We start from the raw sequence: 15617 nt of genomic DNA on the forward strand, positions 1-15617 counted from the left end.
CGTTTGAGCCGTGCATGTTCGGCCAACTCCAAGCGTTGTGCCTGATCGTCCTGGTCGTGCCGCCGCGCCTGGGCGCGCCAACTGTACAGCTGGGCAGGCTGCAACCCCAGATCACGAGCCACCGTGGTTACCCCTTCTGTGGCCGCTCGCAACAGTGCCTGCTGCCTGAACTCCAGGCTGAACTCCTGCCCCTTTCTGCCTGCCTTGCTCTTGGTCATCGTCCACCTCCTATTGCGATAGTTAATCGCTTATAGGGGTGTCCGTGAAACGGGGGCAAGATCAGACGCAATAAAGGCATGCCCGTCTATCCCGGGGTAGATAGAGGTTGCAAAGGATGGCGGCCCAGTGGCTAGTAGGATCGTCGTCGTCGATTATTAGGGGAAAAAAATGGCCTCCACTAATCTTCTACGGCGGCTTCATGGAATCTTGACAGTGGACTTTTCGAAAATCGCACTCGTGAGGGTGCGACGATGGTCTTATTCGATATACCACTACTGCCGAACGATGAGGGCTACTGGACGCTTCTGCATGAGGGGCGGATTTGCAGCTTTTCAGTTCGCGTTCGAGCTATTGGCTTCGCCACCGATAGAGCAAGGGAGTCGGTTCAGTGTGGTCAGGTAGCCTTTGTGAATATCGAGGGAGAGGACGGAAAATGGCGAATCTTTCGTACCGATCTAAAGGCTCCCTTGGACGAACGGACAGACTAGCGTCGCAGACTAAAATCTGATGAATCCTGATTCATAAGCTTCAGGATTTTTTTGAAATCAGTTCTTACAACGCGCTCAGCTCACCTTTCATCAATACGCCGCTGAGCGATTTGAGGCGCTTCACTCTTGCACAGATATCCGACTCGATCTCTCCAAAATGAATGGACGAGCCGAGCATCTCAGCAGGCGGTTCGCCCGTGCCTGGGAAGACGGCATGCCACACCCAAGGGCGCGATTCGCCATCTCGAGTTGCAGTGACGGCGACTTTAACTGGGGCGCCTGATCGATCGGTGCACGAAAAGACGAGCCGCATGGGCTTTGGTAGGGTATGCATGTGAGATATCCGGTGGGGAGCCGATTAGAGGCCAGGGCGTATTCCCCGTGGGAGGCGGCGCAGTATGGCCGAGACCGTTCTCTGCCCCCACGGTGACACACTTGGCGCCTGGAAGCCAATATTCCCGCCCTTGTTAACCTGCGGGAGATTGCCCTTAGCAACGGGCTTCTCTGCTCGCGTTGACCGGACGTTAGCGTCGCATGCCCTACCGTAGCCAACCTGAATGCTGGAGTTTGCATCATGACGGACACGCGTTACACCTGCGGCTACGCAGTCACATCACATAGGATGGGTGGTTACGTGGGCTCGTTCGAAATCTTCGATGAGGCCGGAGATGTCGTCGAAGCTTGGATTAGCCCCACGCCAGCACGCACTCAAAAGGAGGCGCTGATTGTTGCTGAGACGAAGGCTATCGAAGCGCGCGCTGCGCTAGATCAACGCACCATTTCGGCGGCCAGCCCTCGTTGAGCGCCGAACTACAAATGATTCACTCGATCGGCCAGACGCGCAGGCGAGCTAATCTCCGGCATCTGGTGTTTGAGTATCAACGAAGTGGCGTGTCGTCTTGGCGCATCCTTGGACAGCTTGTTGCCGGTGTCGATGGTCAAACATTGATCGGTCTCCTTCGAGATGACCCCATCAGCGATGCGCTTGCGCGTAACATCGAATGGCACGCTAACAGACCTGTCGGCTGGATGGACACCCGTTGGGAATGTGCGCTTGACGACTAGGTGTTCGCTTACCTGTCAGCGACGACGGGCATGCAGCGGGTAGAAATGCCCCCTTAAGGGTGACGCAGGATAGATAGGGTTCTCGTGCCGAATCCGTGCCCAGTCCCATTGGTCTAGAGCGGCGTCGCCGTCGCAATCCGGATAAGGGCACAGGCGAACGCCATCCACTTTGCGGAATTCACGAGCGCTATACGCCCGCTCGCAGCGGAGGCACCATACGGCGAATTTTGCGGCGATCGATTCTTCTTCGGTCGACATGTTCGTCCTCGCTGAATTCGAGTCACCAATGTAGCGCCATGGCTGTCGAAGGAAGGCGAGGAGATCGAGGAACCTACCATAGGCAGGATTTAGCGCCGGTCGAGCCTACCCCGCTTTAGTCGGCGACAGCGGTCCGTTCATGCGCTCCCATTCCTCGACGCGTTCGCGGTTGCAGACGGTGCACCCACCAATCGAGCGATGCGAGATCCGGCGCGCATGTGCGTGCAGAAGGCCGTTGGTTACCCGAAGAACAAAGGCCCCGAACTAATCGAGCCGCTTGGCGAATGACGTCGCTACTCGGCCTTACCAGCTTCGGGACCTTCGATCCGTCCTATCAGATGCCCACCATCCTCCACCGCGTGGACTGATCGCCCGTTTCGCCGCAGCCACTTGCTTCGAAGGGGCGGTAGAAGGTGGCGTCGGCCTTCATGCACCAGTGAGTGGCTACGCTGACGATGTGGCGGGCCACAAGCGGGATCGGAAAAGTATTGGTTCCGAACGTGACGCTTCGCAGGGGGGCTTCAATCGTAAACTGCTGAAGCGGATCGTTCGTATTGCACGGATGCTGGCGGAGTCCTATGGCACCGCTGGCCGGATTGCTGCTCTCGACGGCCGCACACATACCCGAGTTGACGTTAACGATTCGCGCCATCGGAGCTTCGGCGTTGAAGGCGTACACCTGAAATGCCCACGATTGATTTGACGTTCCGGTGCAGGGGTAAAGCTGGATGATGGCACCGTCGTCCTTCGAATAGTCAACCACATCCCAGCACTGGTTGGTCAGGCTGGAAACGATAGCTGTCGATGGAGCAACTTGCGCTCGCGCGCCGCTCGTCCCGGACAGGCCGGCGAGTGCCAGCAGGCCAAGTAAAATGTACTTCATGAGTTATCTCTGGTGAGCCGCAGCATGCGGCGCGACATCGTGCAGGAAGGCCTCTGATCCGTCTGTAGGTTTTCCCCTACAAAATGTCATCGGATTATCCCAGCGCTGTCGGCGGCTAGGCTTGGCACACCAGCTTGCCCGCTGATTACAGGCGACGACACGGGGCCGTCCCGGGCCTGATCGAGGCCACGGCCTCATTGGACTCGTTGATGGGCGTGCTGGGTGCGCACCAGATGGGCGCCTACCCCCATAGAAAAGTACCTCCGACATGACCGATGTCAATGCCGATATTTACGGCTCTTTTTACGGATCAAGGGCAATTTCTAGCATTGGCGAATGGTAACCAGTTGATTTAACTGGTGGGTCGTGACGGACTCGAACCGTCGACCTACGGATTAAAAGTCCGCTGCTCTACCGACTGAGCTAACGACCCATACGCGAGAAGCCGCGTAGTTTAGTCGGCGGGGAAGGGGGGCACAAGTCGCAGGGGCGTGTTGTTCAGGTGGAGGCGACGATGGCCTGCACGTCGCGGCCCGATGCCCGCCAGGCGTCCAGGCCGCCGGTGAGGGGGTGGACGTCCGAGAAGCCCAGTTTCGCGAGGCGTTCGGCGACCTTGGCGGCGGAGGCCTCGTTGGGGCACGAGCAGTAGATCACCACCGAGGTGTGCCGGGGCAGGGTGGCCAGGGAGCTGTCCGCCGAGGCGAAGTCGAACAGGTGCGAGCCGGGGATCACGTACGGATCGTCGCGGCGACTGGAGGTCGAGCGGACATCCACGATCAGGGCGCCGGGATCGTTCGCCAGCAGCAGGACCAACTCGTCCACCGAGATCCGGGCGCGGCGAAAGCTCATGATGAGCAACTGGCGCCGGAAGAAGCGGAAGCCGATCCACAGCAGCAGGCCCACGGCGGCCAGCGCGGCGAGACCCACGCCAAACTCCCGCAGCAGGGCGAGCACGGCGTCGATCTGCTGGTAGAACACCAGGCCGGTGAACAGGCCGACGGCGATCCACAGGGCGGCGCCGAGCAGGTCGTAGAGGGTGAAGCGCGAGAAGCGGGTATCGCCTGCGCCGGCGATGGGGATGGCGACCAGCGACAGCCCGGGGACGAAGCGCGAGATCAGAAGCAGCTTCACGCCCCGTTTTTCGAAAAAGCCACTGGCCCGTCGCACGCAGGTATCGGGCGAGAGCGAGATGCGGCAGAGGCCGTCGAGCACGCGGTAGCCGAACCGGCGGCCGGTAAGAAACCAGGCGGCGTCGCCGGCGAAGGCGCCGGCCAGGGCGCCGATGAAGGTCGAGGCGACGAGCAGCGGCGAGTGCGACGTGGCGAGGCCACTGCCGACGAGGATCAGGGTGGGCATGGCCGGAACCGGCAGGCCGATGGCGGCCGCGAAGGTTGCCACGAACGCCACCATGGGCGCCGTTTCCGTCCAGTTGACGCTCGTCACGACCACATCCTCGATCGATCCCGTGTGGATCGCCGCCACGATACGCCTGTATGGGGCCGGCGGACAGGGGCGGCTCAAAGTGCCGTGAAGCGTTTCACCGAAACGGGCGCATGGGGCGTGCCGCCGGCTGCGCCGGGCAAGCTTACCCAGTAGAGGGTGCCGCGGCCGGGAAACGAGCGGACACCGATGCGCCCGCCTAGCGTATCGGCGATGCGGCGAGCGACGGCGAGGCCCAGTCCGAGCCCCGGATGCCCGGGAAGACGGGCGAGGCCGTCGAAGATCCGGGCCTGCTGGTCCGGATCGAAGCCCATGCCGTTGTCCCGCACTTCGAGGCGGACATCGTCGCCGCGGCGCCGAATGGCGACGAGGACGCGGCCATGCGGCGTGCTGGCGATGGCGCTGATCAGCAGGCGATGGAGCAATTCGCCGAGCAGCGCGGGATCACCGTGCAGCGCGGTGCGGCCGCCACGCCAGTGGATGCTCACGCCCAGGCGTCCCGCGTCGCCGGCGGTGGCCGTACGCTGGCGCACGAACAGTTCGGCGGCGAGCAGGGGCACGGGCTCGGGTTCGATGGCCCCCGCATCAAAGCGGGCGAGGTCGAGCAGGCCGTCGAGCAATTCGCCCAGCCGTGTCAGGTTGCTGCGCATCTGCGCCTGCACACCGCGCTGGCGAAGGTCGTCGCCCGGCTGCATGCCGGCGACGAATAGCGACAGCGCATGCAACGGCTGGCGAAAATGGTCGCCCAGTTGCTCGATGAAGCGGGTCTGTCGCGCGATGTCGTGAAGGCGCAGGCGCATGGCCTGACCCATCGCGGTCTCGTGGCGCTCGCGGATATCGTCCAGGTCCACGAGCAATCGTTCGAGGGCGGCCGCCTCGCCGTCGGCGGTATGGCGCGTGGCCGACGGACGACGATGCAACGCATGTTCGACACGCAGTCGCGGACCACGCAACGCGTCGGCGCTTTCGTTCTCGGCCATGCGCGAGCACAGGAAAAAGACATAGAGGATGCCGGCGACCAGCCATAGGCCCATGAACGCGGCGGCCAGGCGTCTTTCATGTAGCGAGGTCGCGTCGGAGATGGTCTCCAGCTCGCCGGCCGGCGTGTTGAGTCGGACGGTGAGCGTGTATCGCGGTGAAAGATGGCGCTCGCTGTCCACGACGACCATCCCGCCATCGTCCTGCCGCAACACGGCGCGACCGGTCGGCACGCTGCGTGCCAGCGCCTGCGCCATCGCGACACGCAGCACGTCGTTGCTCGCTCCGCGCGGCAGCGCAGCCGCGATGCGGATGGCTTGTATACGAGCGATGTTGCGTGCTTCGGCGGAGAGCGCCTGGCCGTGGAGGATGAGAAGGCTCGCGACCAGGGCGAGGGCGATCAGCATCATCGGCATCAGTCCCTTGCGGACGATCTGCCGATGGGGCGACGCGGTCGTGCCATGAAAGGAAAGCGACGCGATCATGATGCGGCCCTTGGGACGCGGGGTCTCATGACGAATCTATGAAAGGCCGGGGCGAAGCGCGATAGTCAAGGGGACGTAACCGGCCGGCCTAGGTCATGGGCCATAGACCGAAAGGCATAGGGCATGCCTAGGGGTGTCCGCGCAGTCGGTTGACCACGGCGACATGGTCGGTATCGATCTTCTTCAGTCGGGATTCCCGTGCGGCTTCGCTGACCCACTGCGTAGACGTGGCTCGGCGTTTTTCCAGGCTGTATTCGATATCGGCGAAGGGGATCAGCTCCGCATTGTCCGTCGCGGCGAAGCCGCTGATGTCGTGGATAAGGCGAAGGTTCGATGCTTCGCGTGTGGCGTCCTTGCCCTTGGCGTAGCCGGTGATAAAGGTGGCGATGCGCGAGCGCAGGGAAGGCGGAAGGTCGTTGCGCACCACGATCACTGCGTGCGGGATGAGCGAGGATCGCCAGAGGATGCGCAGTCGTGCGTATTGCTCGGGAAAACGCTGCCGGAAGCGTTCCAGGTCGGCGCTGTTGTTGGTCGCCACGTCGACTTCGCCGTTGGCCACGGCCAGCGCGTTGTTCTGGTGGTTATCGACATGCACGCTCGCGAAGAACGTGTCGGAATCCAGACCGCGTGGCGCGAACAACTGCGTCTCGGGAACGAGGTAACCGGAAACGGATAATGCCTCGCCACGGGCGAAGCGCCACCGGCCACGTTGCGACAGCATCTGCTCGACGTTGCGGATACTCGAATCGGCGGCGACGAGCAGCACGGCGGTGTATCCCCGAGAGCCGTCGCCGCGCGTCAGTCGCGCGATCACCTGCATGTTCTGGCGGGTCACGGCATCCAGCGCGAGTCGCCCGGAGAGAAAAGCGATATCCACCCGTTGCTCGCTGATCGCCTGTGCGATGCCTTCATAGGTGGTGACGGAGACGGCGCGGACGGGACGTTGCAGGGCGCGTCGCAGGTCGTCCAGCATGGGGCGCCATGCTTCCAGCGATTCGGCGGGGCCGCCGATCGGAAGGATGCCGAAGGTGAGTGGGGCCGCGGGATCGTCGTCCTGCGCGGCTCTCGCGCATAGACACATCGCGCAGACCAGCAGCGCGAAACCCCATGCACGCATACGTCGTTTCGCCATGCCGTGTCGCATCGCGTCCGCCCCTGCCCGGATTGTGCCGCTCCCCTTCGCGGTAAGACGATCTCGTCAGTCGCCCAGGTGTTGTGCCGCCACCAGCGCCTCGAGACGATTGCGTACATGCAGCGCACGGAAGATCGCTGCCAGGTGGATCTTGACGGTGCCCTCGCTGATGCCGAGGTCGGTCGCGATGCGCTTGTTCGGCTTGCCCTTCGCCAGCAGCTTCAGCACGTCCATCTGGCGGTCGGTGAGTACCGTCGCCAGGCGCTCCCTGGTCGGCAGGTTGCCGTTGCCATGGCCGTTGCCGTTCAACGGGAAACTGGGTGCGGTGCTGGACGGGCTGGCCGGCTTCATCGCCTCGGGAGGCACATAGATGCCGCCCCCCATCACGAGGCGGACGGCATTGAGGATGACATCCGGTGGTGACGACTTGGGGATGTAGCCTTTCACACCGAGGTCGAGGACATGGCGGATTGCCTGGGAGTCTTCGGTGCCAGACAGCACCACGACGGGACGCGTGCGGCTTATGCCCGTTTCGTCGTCGGCCTCGCGCAATGTCTCGATGGCTTCCTGGATATGCGCGGTGTCTTCGGCTCCCGGCATGGCCATGTCGATCAGCGCGAGATCGGGAAGCGGCGCCGCCGCCAGGCGGGCGCGCAGCTGCTCCACGGATTCGGCTTCGATGAAGTGGACGTCGTCGCCCAGTTCGCGAAGCTTGAGCTTCACGCCCTCGATGATGAGGCGATGATCGTCCGCGATCAGAATGCGCATGCCAGTCCCTCCGCCCACACTGCCGCAGGCTACCCCGTAACGGGCAACATAGCCTTCCCTTGGCACTTGGGCAAGCCAGCCATCCGGCTCAGACGGCAGCCCGATGGACAGACCAGGCGGAAACCATTACATCGTGCAGGCGGTCCGGGGAAACGGGCTTGTAAAGCACCTGTGTGGTTGCCGGGTCGACGTTTCGCAGGAAATCGCTGCGCGTCTCCCCGGTGATGAGCACACGCGCGAACGGCGGTGGATCGCCGGGACGACGCCGGTAGTAGCGATCGAGCAGGGCGATCACGTCCAGGCCCGTGCCTTCGCGCAGCCTCAGGTCTGATATCACGATGTCCGGGGGCTGCATCCACAGGTGCACGGCTTCCATGGCCTGCTGCGCGTCTTCAGCGGTCACCACCTCGCAGCCCCAGCTTCCCAGCAGGTAGCTGATGCCGGCGAGGATGCTGGGCTCGTCGTCGATCACGAGTACCCGCATGCCTGTGATGTCCTGGCGGGGCATCGGCTGGGCTAGCGTCGGGGCGGGTGACTCGGCGACACCGGCCTGGACTTCGGGTAGCACGATCGAGAAGACGCTTCCCCGGCCCGGTCGCGAACGGACGATGGCCCGCGTTCCCAGCAGGTCGGCCAGTTTCTGCACGGTGGACAGGCCGAGGCCCAGGCCACGCCGGGTGCCTTCGAGGCGACCGGTCTCGGTGCCGTTTTCCACGCGGTAGAACTCATCGAAGATGTGCTGGAGGTGTTCCCGGCTGATGCCCGGTCCCGTGTCCCAGACATCCACGCGCACCGTGCCGTCGAGGCAGCGGCGCGCGCCGACCAGCACGCCACCGCAGCGGGTGTACCGCAGCGCGTTGCTCACCAGGTTGTTCAGGATGCGCGCCAGCATCGTGCGATCGGTACGCACCCACAGATCGGTGGTGCGGACGACGAGGCGCAGGTCGTGCTGCTCGGCGACCATCCGGAAGTTCACGCTGACCTCCTCGAAGACCTCGTCCAGCGGTACGTCCCGTTGCATCGGCGGCATGGCGCCGGTTTCCAGCCGGGATAGGTCGAGCAGTTCGCTGAACAGGTGGTCGAGAGCCTCGACGCATTCCTGGATGTGGGCGATGCGGTTGAGCCGTACCGGGTCGTATTCGTCCACGGCGAGGCCGGACGAGAACAGGGTCAAGGCATACAGAGGCTGGCGCAGATCGTGGGAGGCGGCCGCGAGGAAACGGGCCTTCGCCACGCTGGCCGCTTCGAGGGCCGCATTCTTGCGGGCCAGTTCTTCCGTGGCGTGGGCGATCTCGCGCTCCATGCCGATCTGGGCGTGCAGCAGCTTCGATGCCGCACCGTTGAAGCCGCGCTGGAGGTCGCCGATCTCGGTGTCGTCGGTTACCGGGACCACCACGGTACGGTCGCCCAGGCCGAGCTGGCGCACCGCGATGGCGAGGTTGCGCAGAGGCGCGCTGAGCCAGCGCGCGGTGGACCAGCCGATCATCGCCGCAAGCAGCAGGCTCATGCCCAGCCAGAGCAGGGCGTTGTGCACGCTGGCGCGTTGCGCCGTCACGGCGTCTTCCACGCTGACATCCACCGACACCGTACCGACCACCCGATGGCCTTCCGGGTCGAGCACGTCGCGCGACACGGTGAGGCTTTCATCGTCGTCGACCGAACCGTTCACCCGATCGACGAGGATCTCCCCGTCGGGGGCGCTGATACGCACCCGCGAGACCTGGGGCAGTTGCACGATGGACTGGGCGATGCGGCCCAGATCCCGACGCTGGCCATCGCGCAGCGCTTCGCCGGAGACGCTGGCGGCCTGCTGGGCGATGGCGTCGGCCGTGGCGCGCCCCATGTCGCGCAGGGTGTCCATCTGGTGGCGGGTGAGCAGGGTCACCAGCAGGACCGCGCTGATGGCGGTGGGCACGAGCGCCACGCAAGTCAGGCGCTGCACGAGGGACGTGCGGCGCCACACTTTTTCCAGCCACGAAGCGGGTACGTCACGCATAGCCTTCCCCTGTCACCGGCCATCCTGGCAACGTGGAAGACAGCCTAGCGCAGAACCGCCGGGCCGCGGCATCGGCCTTCCGGCGGTATATCAGGTGATGGGCTTTTGTGCGGGGGACGAGGCCGCGTGCACCGCGTCGTCATGCTTCATCAACTGGATCAGTCGGCGCGCAGCGAGGCCGAGCGGCCGCTCGCGTGACCAGACGATGTCTACCAGCAGATGCAGCTGATTGCCCGTGTTGTCGAAGTCGAGGGCTCGAAGCTCATCGGACTCGATCAGCGGCTGGGCCAGCGCGCGCGGCAGGAGCGCCCAGCCGAGCCCGGCCTGGACCAGGCGCAGCGTGGTGAACTGATTGTCCGTGTGCCACACGTTACGCGAGAGAATCAGGCGCGAATCGGTGTGCGTACTGTTTCGTCCAGTCATGACGATCTGGCGCAGGTCCAGGAGGTCTTCCAGGCGAAGGCCATGGTGCTTCTGCCCCGGATGGCGGAACGTCGCGGCGACAACCGCCATCATGACGTCGCTGGCGACTTGTTCGAATCCTTCGCGTTCGTCCCGATGTTCGCGCTGGAAGACCAGGGCGAGGTCCACGTGGCCCTCATGAAGCAGGCGCAGGGCGTCTCGCTGGGGGGCCGATGTGACGTCCACCTCGAGCGACGGGAACTCGTTGGCCAGGACGGCCAATGGGGCGGCCCAGGGGGCGGATACCAGCTCGGGGGCGACCGCGATCGTCAGGCGTCGCTCCAGGCCGCGGTGCAGGGAAAGGGCGTCCGCTTCCATTTGCCGGAGCTGGCTGGCGATGTGCCTGGCACGAGGTTCGAGGGCGCGGGCCGCGTCGGTGGGCTGGGGTTCGCGCCCGGACCGGTCGAAAAGCGCGACACCGAGGTCCGTTTCCAGTTGGGAAATCGTAAGGCTGACGGCCGAGGGCACGCGCCCCAGGGCCCGGGCCGCCGCAGAGAACGAGCCGCGGTCGAGAACCGTCAGGAAGACCGAAACGCTTTCGCTCGACAACGCCATGATCTATGAGAAAAACTCAAAGTAGCCGACTTTATGTTACGCGTTTTCTGAAGAATAGTGGGCTCATTCCCCAGCAGGACCTTCCCCGTGCAAGGCTTCAAACGAAAGGCCGTCTACACCGGCCTATACGAGTTCATCGCCGTCGTCTTCCTCACCGTGTTGTTTTCCTCGGTGTCGGACCAAGGCACCCCAAGGGCGATGATCTGTGCGGTGGCGATGTCGACGATGGCCATCACCTGGAGCCTGATTTTCAACACCTTGTTCGAGGCATGGGAATCACGCCAGGCTACCCGGGGACGCAGCGCGGCTCGACGGGTCGCCCATGCCACGGGATTCCAGGGTGGCATGCTGCTCATGGCCGTGCCTTTCCAGGCCTGGTGGCTGGACGTATCGCTTCCGACGGCGTTCGTGCTGAACATCGGATCGATCACGTTCTTCTTTATCTACAGCTTTGTCTTCACTTGGGCGTTCGACCGTATTTTCGGTCTTCCCCTCTCGGCACGGTCGTTGTCCGACGCCGCATGAGATGCATCGAGCGGAAAGCGGTGGGGTGATTCCCGCCGCTTTCCGCTTTTTACGTCACGACTGCTTGGCCCACGAGTCGCGAAGAGTCACCACGCGGTTGAACACCGGTGCGTCCTGCGTGTGGTCGTGCATGTCGGCCACGAAATAGCCCAGGCGCTCGAACTGCATGCGGTCTTCGCGTGAGGCACCCGCGGCGGCCGGTTCGACATAGCCGTGGACGACACGGCGCGATTCCGGGTTCAGGTGATCCTTGTAGGTCTTGCCGTCGGTGTCGTCGTCCGGATCGGTGACGTCGAACAGGCGGTCGTACAGACGCACCGTGGCCGGCACGGCGTCACGGGCGCTTACCCAGTGGATGGTGCCCTTCACCTTGCGGTCGGCGCCCGGCATGCCGGTGCGCGTTTCCGGATCGAGCGAGCAACGCAGCTCGACGATGTCGCCGGCGTCGTTCTTCACCACTTCGTCGCAACGCACGATGCCGACGCCGCGAAGGCGCACTTCGCCTTCGGGCTTCAGACGATGGAAGCCCTTCGGAGGCACTTCGGCGAAGTCGTCGCGCTCGATCCACAGCTCGCGCGAGAACGGTACCTCACGCGTACCGAAGGATTCATCCTTCGGGTGGTTCGGGAACACCAGCGTTTCGCGATGGTCGTCGGCGAGGTTGGTGAGGACAAGCTTCACCGGGTCGATCACGGCGAGACGGCGCGGCGCGCTGCCGTCGAGGTCTTCGCGCACGCAGCCTTCGAGCACGCCCATGTCGATGATGCTGTTCTGCTTGCTGACGCCGATGCGCTCCCAGAACAGGCGGATGCCTGCCGGGGTGAAGCCGCGACGACGCACGCCGGCGATGGTCGGCATGCGCGGGTCGTCCCAGCCGTCCACGAGGTTTTCGGTGACCAGCGTGATGAGCTTGCGCTTGCTCATCACCGTGTAGTTGAGGTTGCCGCGGGAAAATTCGATCTGGTGCGGCTTGCTCGGCACGGTGGGCAGGCCGGCATCGACCAGCGGCTGCCACAGGTCGCGATCGTTGGCGAGGTCGACCTGGTCGACGCACCAGTCGTAAAGCGGACGGTGGTCTTCGAATTCCAGCGTGCACAGCGAATGCGTGATGCCTTCGAGCGCGTCCGAGAGCGAATGCGCGAAGTCGTACATCGGGTAGATGGGCCACGCGTCGCCGGTGTTCTGGTGGTGCACCTTGCGCACGCGGTACAGGGCCGGGTCGCGCAGGTTGATGTTGCCCGAGGCCATGTCGATCTTCGCGCGCAGGGTCTTGCTGCCGTCGGCGAATTCGCCGGCGCGCATGCGCTGGAAGAGGTCGAGGTTTTCCTCGACGGAGCGGTCGCGGTAGGGGGAGTTGCGGCCGGGCTCGGTCAGCGTGCCGCGGTACTCGCGCACTTCCTCGGCCGAGAGGTCGTCCACGTAGGCCACGCCCAGGCGGATCAGCTTCAGCGCCGAGCGATAGAACACCTCGAAGTAGTCGGAGGCGTGGCGCAGTTCGGACCACTCGAAGCCCAGCCACTTCACGTCACGCTGGATGGCGTCGACGTACTCGACGTCTTCCTTCGATGGGTTGGTGTCGTCGAAGCGCAGGTTGCAGGTGCCGGCCGATTCGCTGGCTAGGCCGAAGTTCACGCAGATCGACTTGGCATGACCCAGGTGCAGGTAGCCGTTCGGCTCCGGCGGGAAGCGCGTGTGGATCTTGGCGTGCTTGCCGGAGGCCAGGTCGTCGCGGACGATCTGGCGGATGAAGTGCTGCTGCAGGACGGGCGTATCGGTCGACATCTCGAAGGACTCGGAAGTGGGGTCGCGGCAAACGTCCGAGTTTACCTTTCTTGCGATGTCGGCGCTTGCCGGACGGCCGGCGACCGGGTTAGCTTGGCTCCATGCGGACCGCCTACCACGCTGAGACCCTGATCGACGCCCACCTGGTGAAGGATGCGCTCGAGCACGCCGGTATCCCGGCCTTCATCGCCGGCGAATTCCTCACCGGGGCGGTCGGCCAGCTGCCGGCCCGCGACTTCATCGCGGTGATGGTCCCGGATTCGGCCTCCGACGAGGCCGACGACATCGTGCGTGCCCTCGATGCCCAACTGGCCGAGGCCCGGGCCGCCCTGGCGGCCGACGACGATCTGGACGCGGTTACCATTCCCGCCTGATCCGTTCCCCTTCGTTTCCCCAGGATTTTCCATGCCGTCCATTTTCGACCTCGTCCGCGACGTGCCGGACTTCCCGTGCCCGGGCGTCCTGTTCAAGGACATCACCCCGCTGCTGGCCAACGCCCAGGCGTTCGACCAGTGCATCGACCAGCTGTGCGCGCCGTGGCGCGACCAGGGCATCGGCGCGGTATGCGGTATCGAATCCCGTGGCTTCATCTTCGGCGCCGCCATGGCGCGGGCGCTTGGCGCGGGCTTCGTCGCCCTGCGCAAGAAGGGCAAGCTGCCGCCGCCGGTGGTGGGCGTCGACTACGGCCTGGAGTACGGCAAGGACCGCCTGGAAATCGGCCAGCACACGCTGTCGAAGGGAGAGCGGGTCATCATCGTGGACGACGTGCTGGCCACGGGCGGCACGCTGGACGCGGGGCGTCGCCTGGTCGAGCAGTTTGGTGCCGAGGTGGCGGGTGCCAGCGTCGTGATCGAGCTGGCCGCGCTGAAGGGCCGTGAGCGTTGGCTGGGGCCCGCGCCCCTGCACGCGCTGGTGGCTTACTGATCCAGCGCCTGGACGAGGACGATCTCGCAGCCGGCGGGGCCGTCGTCGTCACGAACCAGCGACGTGGTAAGGCGCCAGCCGTCGGCACGGCGCACGTCGACCAGCATGCCTTTCACGTGGACGACGTCACCCGGGCGGATATCGCGCATCCGGGCGGCGATGTCCGCGTTGGCCGGCACCATGTGCATGTTGGCGCTGGAGTTTTCGATTTCCTTGCGCGGGATCGGCGGTTCGTCCGAATGCCCGGAGTACCAGTAGTAGAGACGGTTGGACTGCGAGATGCGGATGCGGTGCAACACCGCGTTATCCGACATGCGGCCCCAGCCCAGGGCGAAATCCGTGGGCGAGATCGGGGCCAGGTCGTCGAACTGGTAGTCCTCGCGCGACAGCAGCCGCGCATCCATGTCGAAGGTGGCCCGCGGTTGCAGCGTGAAGCCGGCCATCGCGATCGGCGAGGCGTCCACCAGATCGTGCTGGAACGGGGCCTGGGCCGCGACCACGCCCTTGGCCCTCGCGGCGCCTCCATGCGACCAGCAGGCAAAGCCGGCCCATGCGCACAACAGGAGCAGCGGGGCGAGCCATAGGCGCATGCGGCGGAAACCGTCGGAGGGATGAGAACGCAACGGTTGAGCCGGCCTAAGGTTGACAGTCACCGGTGGCGAACAGCTCCTCGGGGATGTCGCGGATGACTTCGGCCAGGGCCTCGAAGAACGGCGTCATGGCGGAACTCTTGCGCCAGAGCATGGCGATGCGTCGGCTCGGGGCCGGTGCGGCGAACTCGATCAGGCTGACGTTGGGCGACTGCGCCACGGGCGGCTTCACCGCCAGGGCCGGCAGCAGCGTGATGCCCACGTTGGCCGAGACCATTTGCCGGAGGGTTTCCAGGCTGGTCGCGCGGAAGCCGGTCTTCTCGCCTGCACCGGAGAGGTGGCAGACCTCGAGGGCCTGATCGCGCAGGCAGTGGCCGTCCTCCAGGAGCAGCAGGTTCTGCTCGGCGAGGTCATCCATGCGCATGCAGCGGCGTCCGGCCAGTGCGTGGCCGCCGGGCACGGCCAGCACGAAGGGTTCTTCGAACAGGAATTCCGTATGCAGCGATTCGTCATGGACTGGCAGGGCGAGGATGCCCGCGTCCAGGGTGCCTTCGCGCAGCATGTGCAGTACCTGTTCGGTCTTTTCCTCGCGCAGCAGCAGCTCCAGACGCGGAAAGCGCTCGCGCAGGCGGGGAATCACATGGGGCAGCAGGTACGGCCCCAGGGTGGGGAAGATGCCGAGGCGGATCGTGCCGGACTCGGGGTCGCGGGTGCGCTGGGCGATGGATTTGATTTCGTCGATCTGCGACAGCACGCCACGGGCCCGGCGGGCGATTTCACGGCCCGTTTCCGTAAGAAGGACTTTTCGGGGCGTACGTTCGACCAAGGCCACGCCAAGCTCGTCCTCGAGCTTGCGGATCTGCGTCGAAAGGGTGGGCTGGCTGACGAAGCTGGCCTCGGCGGCGCGGCCGAAATGGCGATATTCGGCCAGGGCGACGAGGTACTGGAGGTCCCGAAGGTTCATGCGGCGGCTCTAGGGGTTCGTGATAGTCAAAGCCTATCACATTGATGCCTACAATCGATTTGAGATATGCGACGCGCCTCGCTAACCTTAGGATTCAGTCGCG

The 15617-nt window shown here is 64.5% G+C and carries 15 protein-coding genes and 1 tRNA gene; 4 read left to right on the forward strand and 12 right to left on the reverse strand.

The window, feature by feature from the left end; genetic code table 11:
- Window positions 1-218 (reverse strand): transposase (locus tag GAK28_RS23320; protein ID WP_291784907.1); only part of this gene is annotated, 218 nt, incomplete at its 3' end.
- A gap of 1063 nt (window positions 219-1281) precedes the next feature.
- Here GAK28_RS23320 and GAK28_RS23325 point away from each other — a divergent pair.
- Window positions 1282-1509 carry a hypothetical protein gene (locus GAK28_RS23325; RefSeq protein ID WP_291784985.1) on the forward strand — a complete coding sequence of 76 codons (228 nt, stop codon included), beginning with the start codon at window positions 1282-1284 and terminating at the stop codon, window positions 1507-1509.
- An 855-nt stretch (window positions 1510-2364) separates the two neighbouring features.
- On the opposite strand, the gene GAK28_RS23330 is transcribed toward GAK28_RS23325, so the two are convergent.
- From GAK28_RS23330 to GAK28_RS23365, 8 genes are all read right to left on the reverse strand, one after another.
- On the reverse strand, window positions 2365-2913 hold the full coding sequence (locus tag GAK28_RS23330; protein WP_291784987.1) for a ricin-type beta-trefoil lectin domain protein: 549 nt from the start codon (window positions 2911-2913) through the stop codon (window positions 2365-2367).
- A 357-nt stretch (window positions 2914-3270) separates the two neighbouring features.
- A tRNA-Lys gene (locus GAK28_RS23335) sits at window positions 3271-3346 on the reverse strand.
- Between the two features lie 65 nt (window positions 3347-3411).
- A complete protein-coding gene (locus GAK28_RS23340; protein WP_291784989.1) occupies window positions 3412-4356 on the reverse strand; it encodes a DedA family protein/thiosulfate sulfurtransferase GlpE in 945 nt (314 codons plus the stop codon).
- Between the two features lie 74 nt (window positions 4357-4430).
- A complete protein-coding gene (locus GAK28_RS23345) occupies window positions 4431-5816 on the reverse strand; it encodes a HAMP domain-containing sensor histidine kinase (RefSeq protein WP_291784992.1) in 1386 nt (461 codons plus the stop codon).
- Window positions 5817-5943: 127 nt separating this feature from the next.
- Window positions 5944-6948 (reverse strand): phosphate/phosphite/phosphonate ABC transporter substrate-binding protein, encoded by a 1005-nt coding sequence (phnD, locus tag GAK28_RS23350; protein WP_291784995.1) that lies wholly within the window; start codon window positions 6946-6948, stop codon window positions 5944-5946.
- 66 nt (window positions 6949-7014) lie between these two features.
- Window positions 7015-7716, reverse strand: a complete 702-nt coding sequence (locus GAK28_RS23355; RefSeq protein WP_291784997.1) for a response regulator transcription factor — start codon at window positions 7714-7716, stop codon at window positions 7015-7017.
- An 88-nt stretch (window positions 7717-7804) separates the two neighbouring features.
- Window positions 7805-9712 (reverse strand): hybrid sensor histidine kinase/response regulator, encoded by a 1908-nt coding sequence (locus GAK28_RS23360; protein ID WP_291784999.1) that lies wholly within the window; start codon window positions 9710-9712, stop codon window positions 7805-7807.
- Between the two features lie 90 nt (window positions 9713-9802).
- The gene (locus GAK28_RS23365) at window positions 9803-10729 is read right to left on the reverse strand and encodes a LysR family transcriptional regulator (protein ID WP_291785001.1); all 927 of its coding nucleotides are present in this window, start codon (window positions 10727-10729) and stop codon (window positions 9803-9805) included.
- An 87-nt stretch (window positions 10730-10816) separates the two neighbouring features.
- Between GAK28_RS23365 and GAK28_RS23370 the strand changes: the two genes are divergently transcribed.
- A complete protein-coding gene (locus GAK28_RS23370) occupies window positions 10817-11254 on the forward strand; it encodes a PACE efflux transporter (protein ID WP_291785003.1) in 438 nt (145 codons plus the stop codon).
- A gap of 54 nt (window positions 11255-11308) precedes the next feature.
- Here the strand turns inward: GAK28_RS23370 and GAK28_RS23375 are convergent, their stop codons facing one another.
- Window positions 11309-13036, reverse strand: a complete 1728-nt coding sequence (locus GAK28_RS23375) for a glutamine--tRNA ligase/YqeY domain fusion protein (RefSeq protein WP_291785005.1) — start codon at window positions 13034-13036, stop codon at window positions 11309-11311.
- A gap of 101 nt (window positions 13037-13137) precedes the next feature.
- On the opposite strand from GAK28_RS23375, the gene GAK28_RS23380 reads away from it, so the two are divergent.
- Complete coding sequence (locus tag GAK28_RS23380; RefSeq protein WP_291785007.1) at window positions 13138-13410, forward strand: DUF2007 domain-containing protein; 273 nt, start codon at window positions 13138-13140, stop codon at window positions 13408-13410.
- Window positions 13411-13441: 31 nt separating this feature from the next.
- Window positions 13442-13960 (forward strand): adenine phosphoribosyltransferase, encoded by a 519-nt coding sequence (locus GAK28_RS23385; protein ID WP_291785009.1) that lies wholly within the window; start codon window positions 13442-13444, stop codon window positions 13958-13960.
- Here GAK28_RS23385 and GAK28_RS23390 read toward each other — a convergent pair.
- Window positions 13954-14550, reverse strand: coding sequence for a hypothetical protein (locus GAK28_RS23390; protein WP_291785011.1), 597 nt, complete (start codon window positions 14548-14550; stop codon window positions 13954-13956). The genes GAK28_RS23385 and GAK28_RS23390 overlap by 7 nt on opposite strands.
- A 46-nt stretch (window positions 14551-14596) precedes the next feature.
- Window positions 14597-15514, reverse strand: coding sequence for a DNA-binding transcriptional regulator OxyR (gene oxyR / locus GAK28_RS23395; protein WP_291785013.1), 918 nt, complete (start codon window positions 15512-15514; stop codon window positions 14597-14599).
- Window positions 15515-15617 lie beyond the last annotated feature (103 nt).

Source organism: Luteibacter sp. (genome assembly GCF_009912395.1).
GTDB lineage: Bacteria > Pseudomonadota > Gammaproteobacteria > Xanthomonadales > Rhodanobacteraceae > Luteibacter.

Coding starts and splice junctions, on each gene's coding strand:
- GAK28_RS23325 (WP_291784985.1), top strand. CDS start 1,282: ATGACGGACACGCGTTACACCTGCGGCTACGCAGTCACATCACATAGG.
- GAK28_RS23330 (WP_291784987.1), bottom strand. CDS start 2,913: ATGAAGTACATTTTACTTGGCCTGCTGGCACTCGCCGGCCTGTCCGGG.
- GAK28_RS23345 (WP_291784992.1), bottom strand. CDS start 5,816: ATGATCGCGTCGCTTTCCTTTCATGGCACGACCGCGTCGCCCCATCGG.
- phnD (WP_291784995.1), bottom strand. CDS start 6,948: ATGGCGAAACGACGTATGCGTGCATGGGGTTTCGCGCTGCTGGTCTGC.
- GAK28_RS23355 (WP_291784997.1), bottom strand. CDS start 7,716: ATGCGCATTCTGATCGCGGACGATCATCGCCTCATCATCGAGGGCGTG.
- GAK28_RS23360 (WP_291784999.1), bottom strand. CDS start 9,712: ATGCGTGACGTACCCGCTTCGTGGCTGGAAAAAGTGTGGCGCCGCACG.
- GAK28_RS23365 (WP_291785001.1), bottom strand. CDS start 10,729: ATGGCGTTGTCGAGCGAAAGCGTTTCGGTCTTCCTGACGGTTCTCGAC.
- GAK28_RS23375 (WP_291785005.1), bottom strand. CDS start 13,036: ATGTCGACCGATACGCCCGTCCTGCAGCAGCACTTCATCCGCCAGATC.
- GAK28_RS23380 (WP_291785007.1), top strand. CDS start 13,138: ATGCGGACCGCCTACCACGCTGAGACCCTGATCGACGCCCACCTGGTG.
- GAK28_RS23385 (WP_291785009.1), top strand. CDS start 13,442: ATGCCGTCCATTTTCGACCTCGTCCGCGACGTGCCGGACTTCCCGTGC.
- GAK28_RS23390 (WP_291785011.1), bottom strand. CDS start 14,550: ATGCGCCTATGGCTCGCCCCGCTGCTCCTGTTGTGCGCATGGGCCGGC.
- oxyR (WP_291785013.1), bottom strand. CDS start 15,514: ATGAACCTTCGGGACCTCCAGTACCTCGTCGCCCTGGCCGAATATCGC.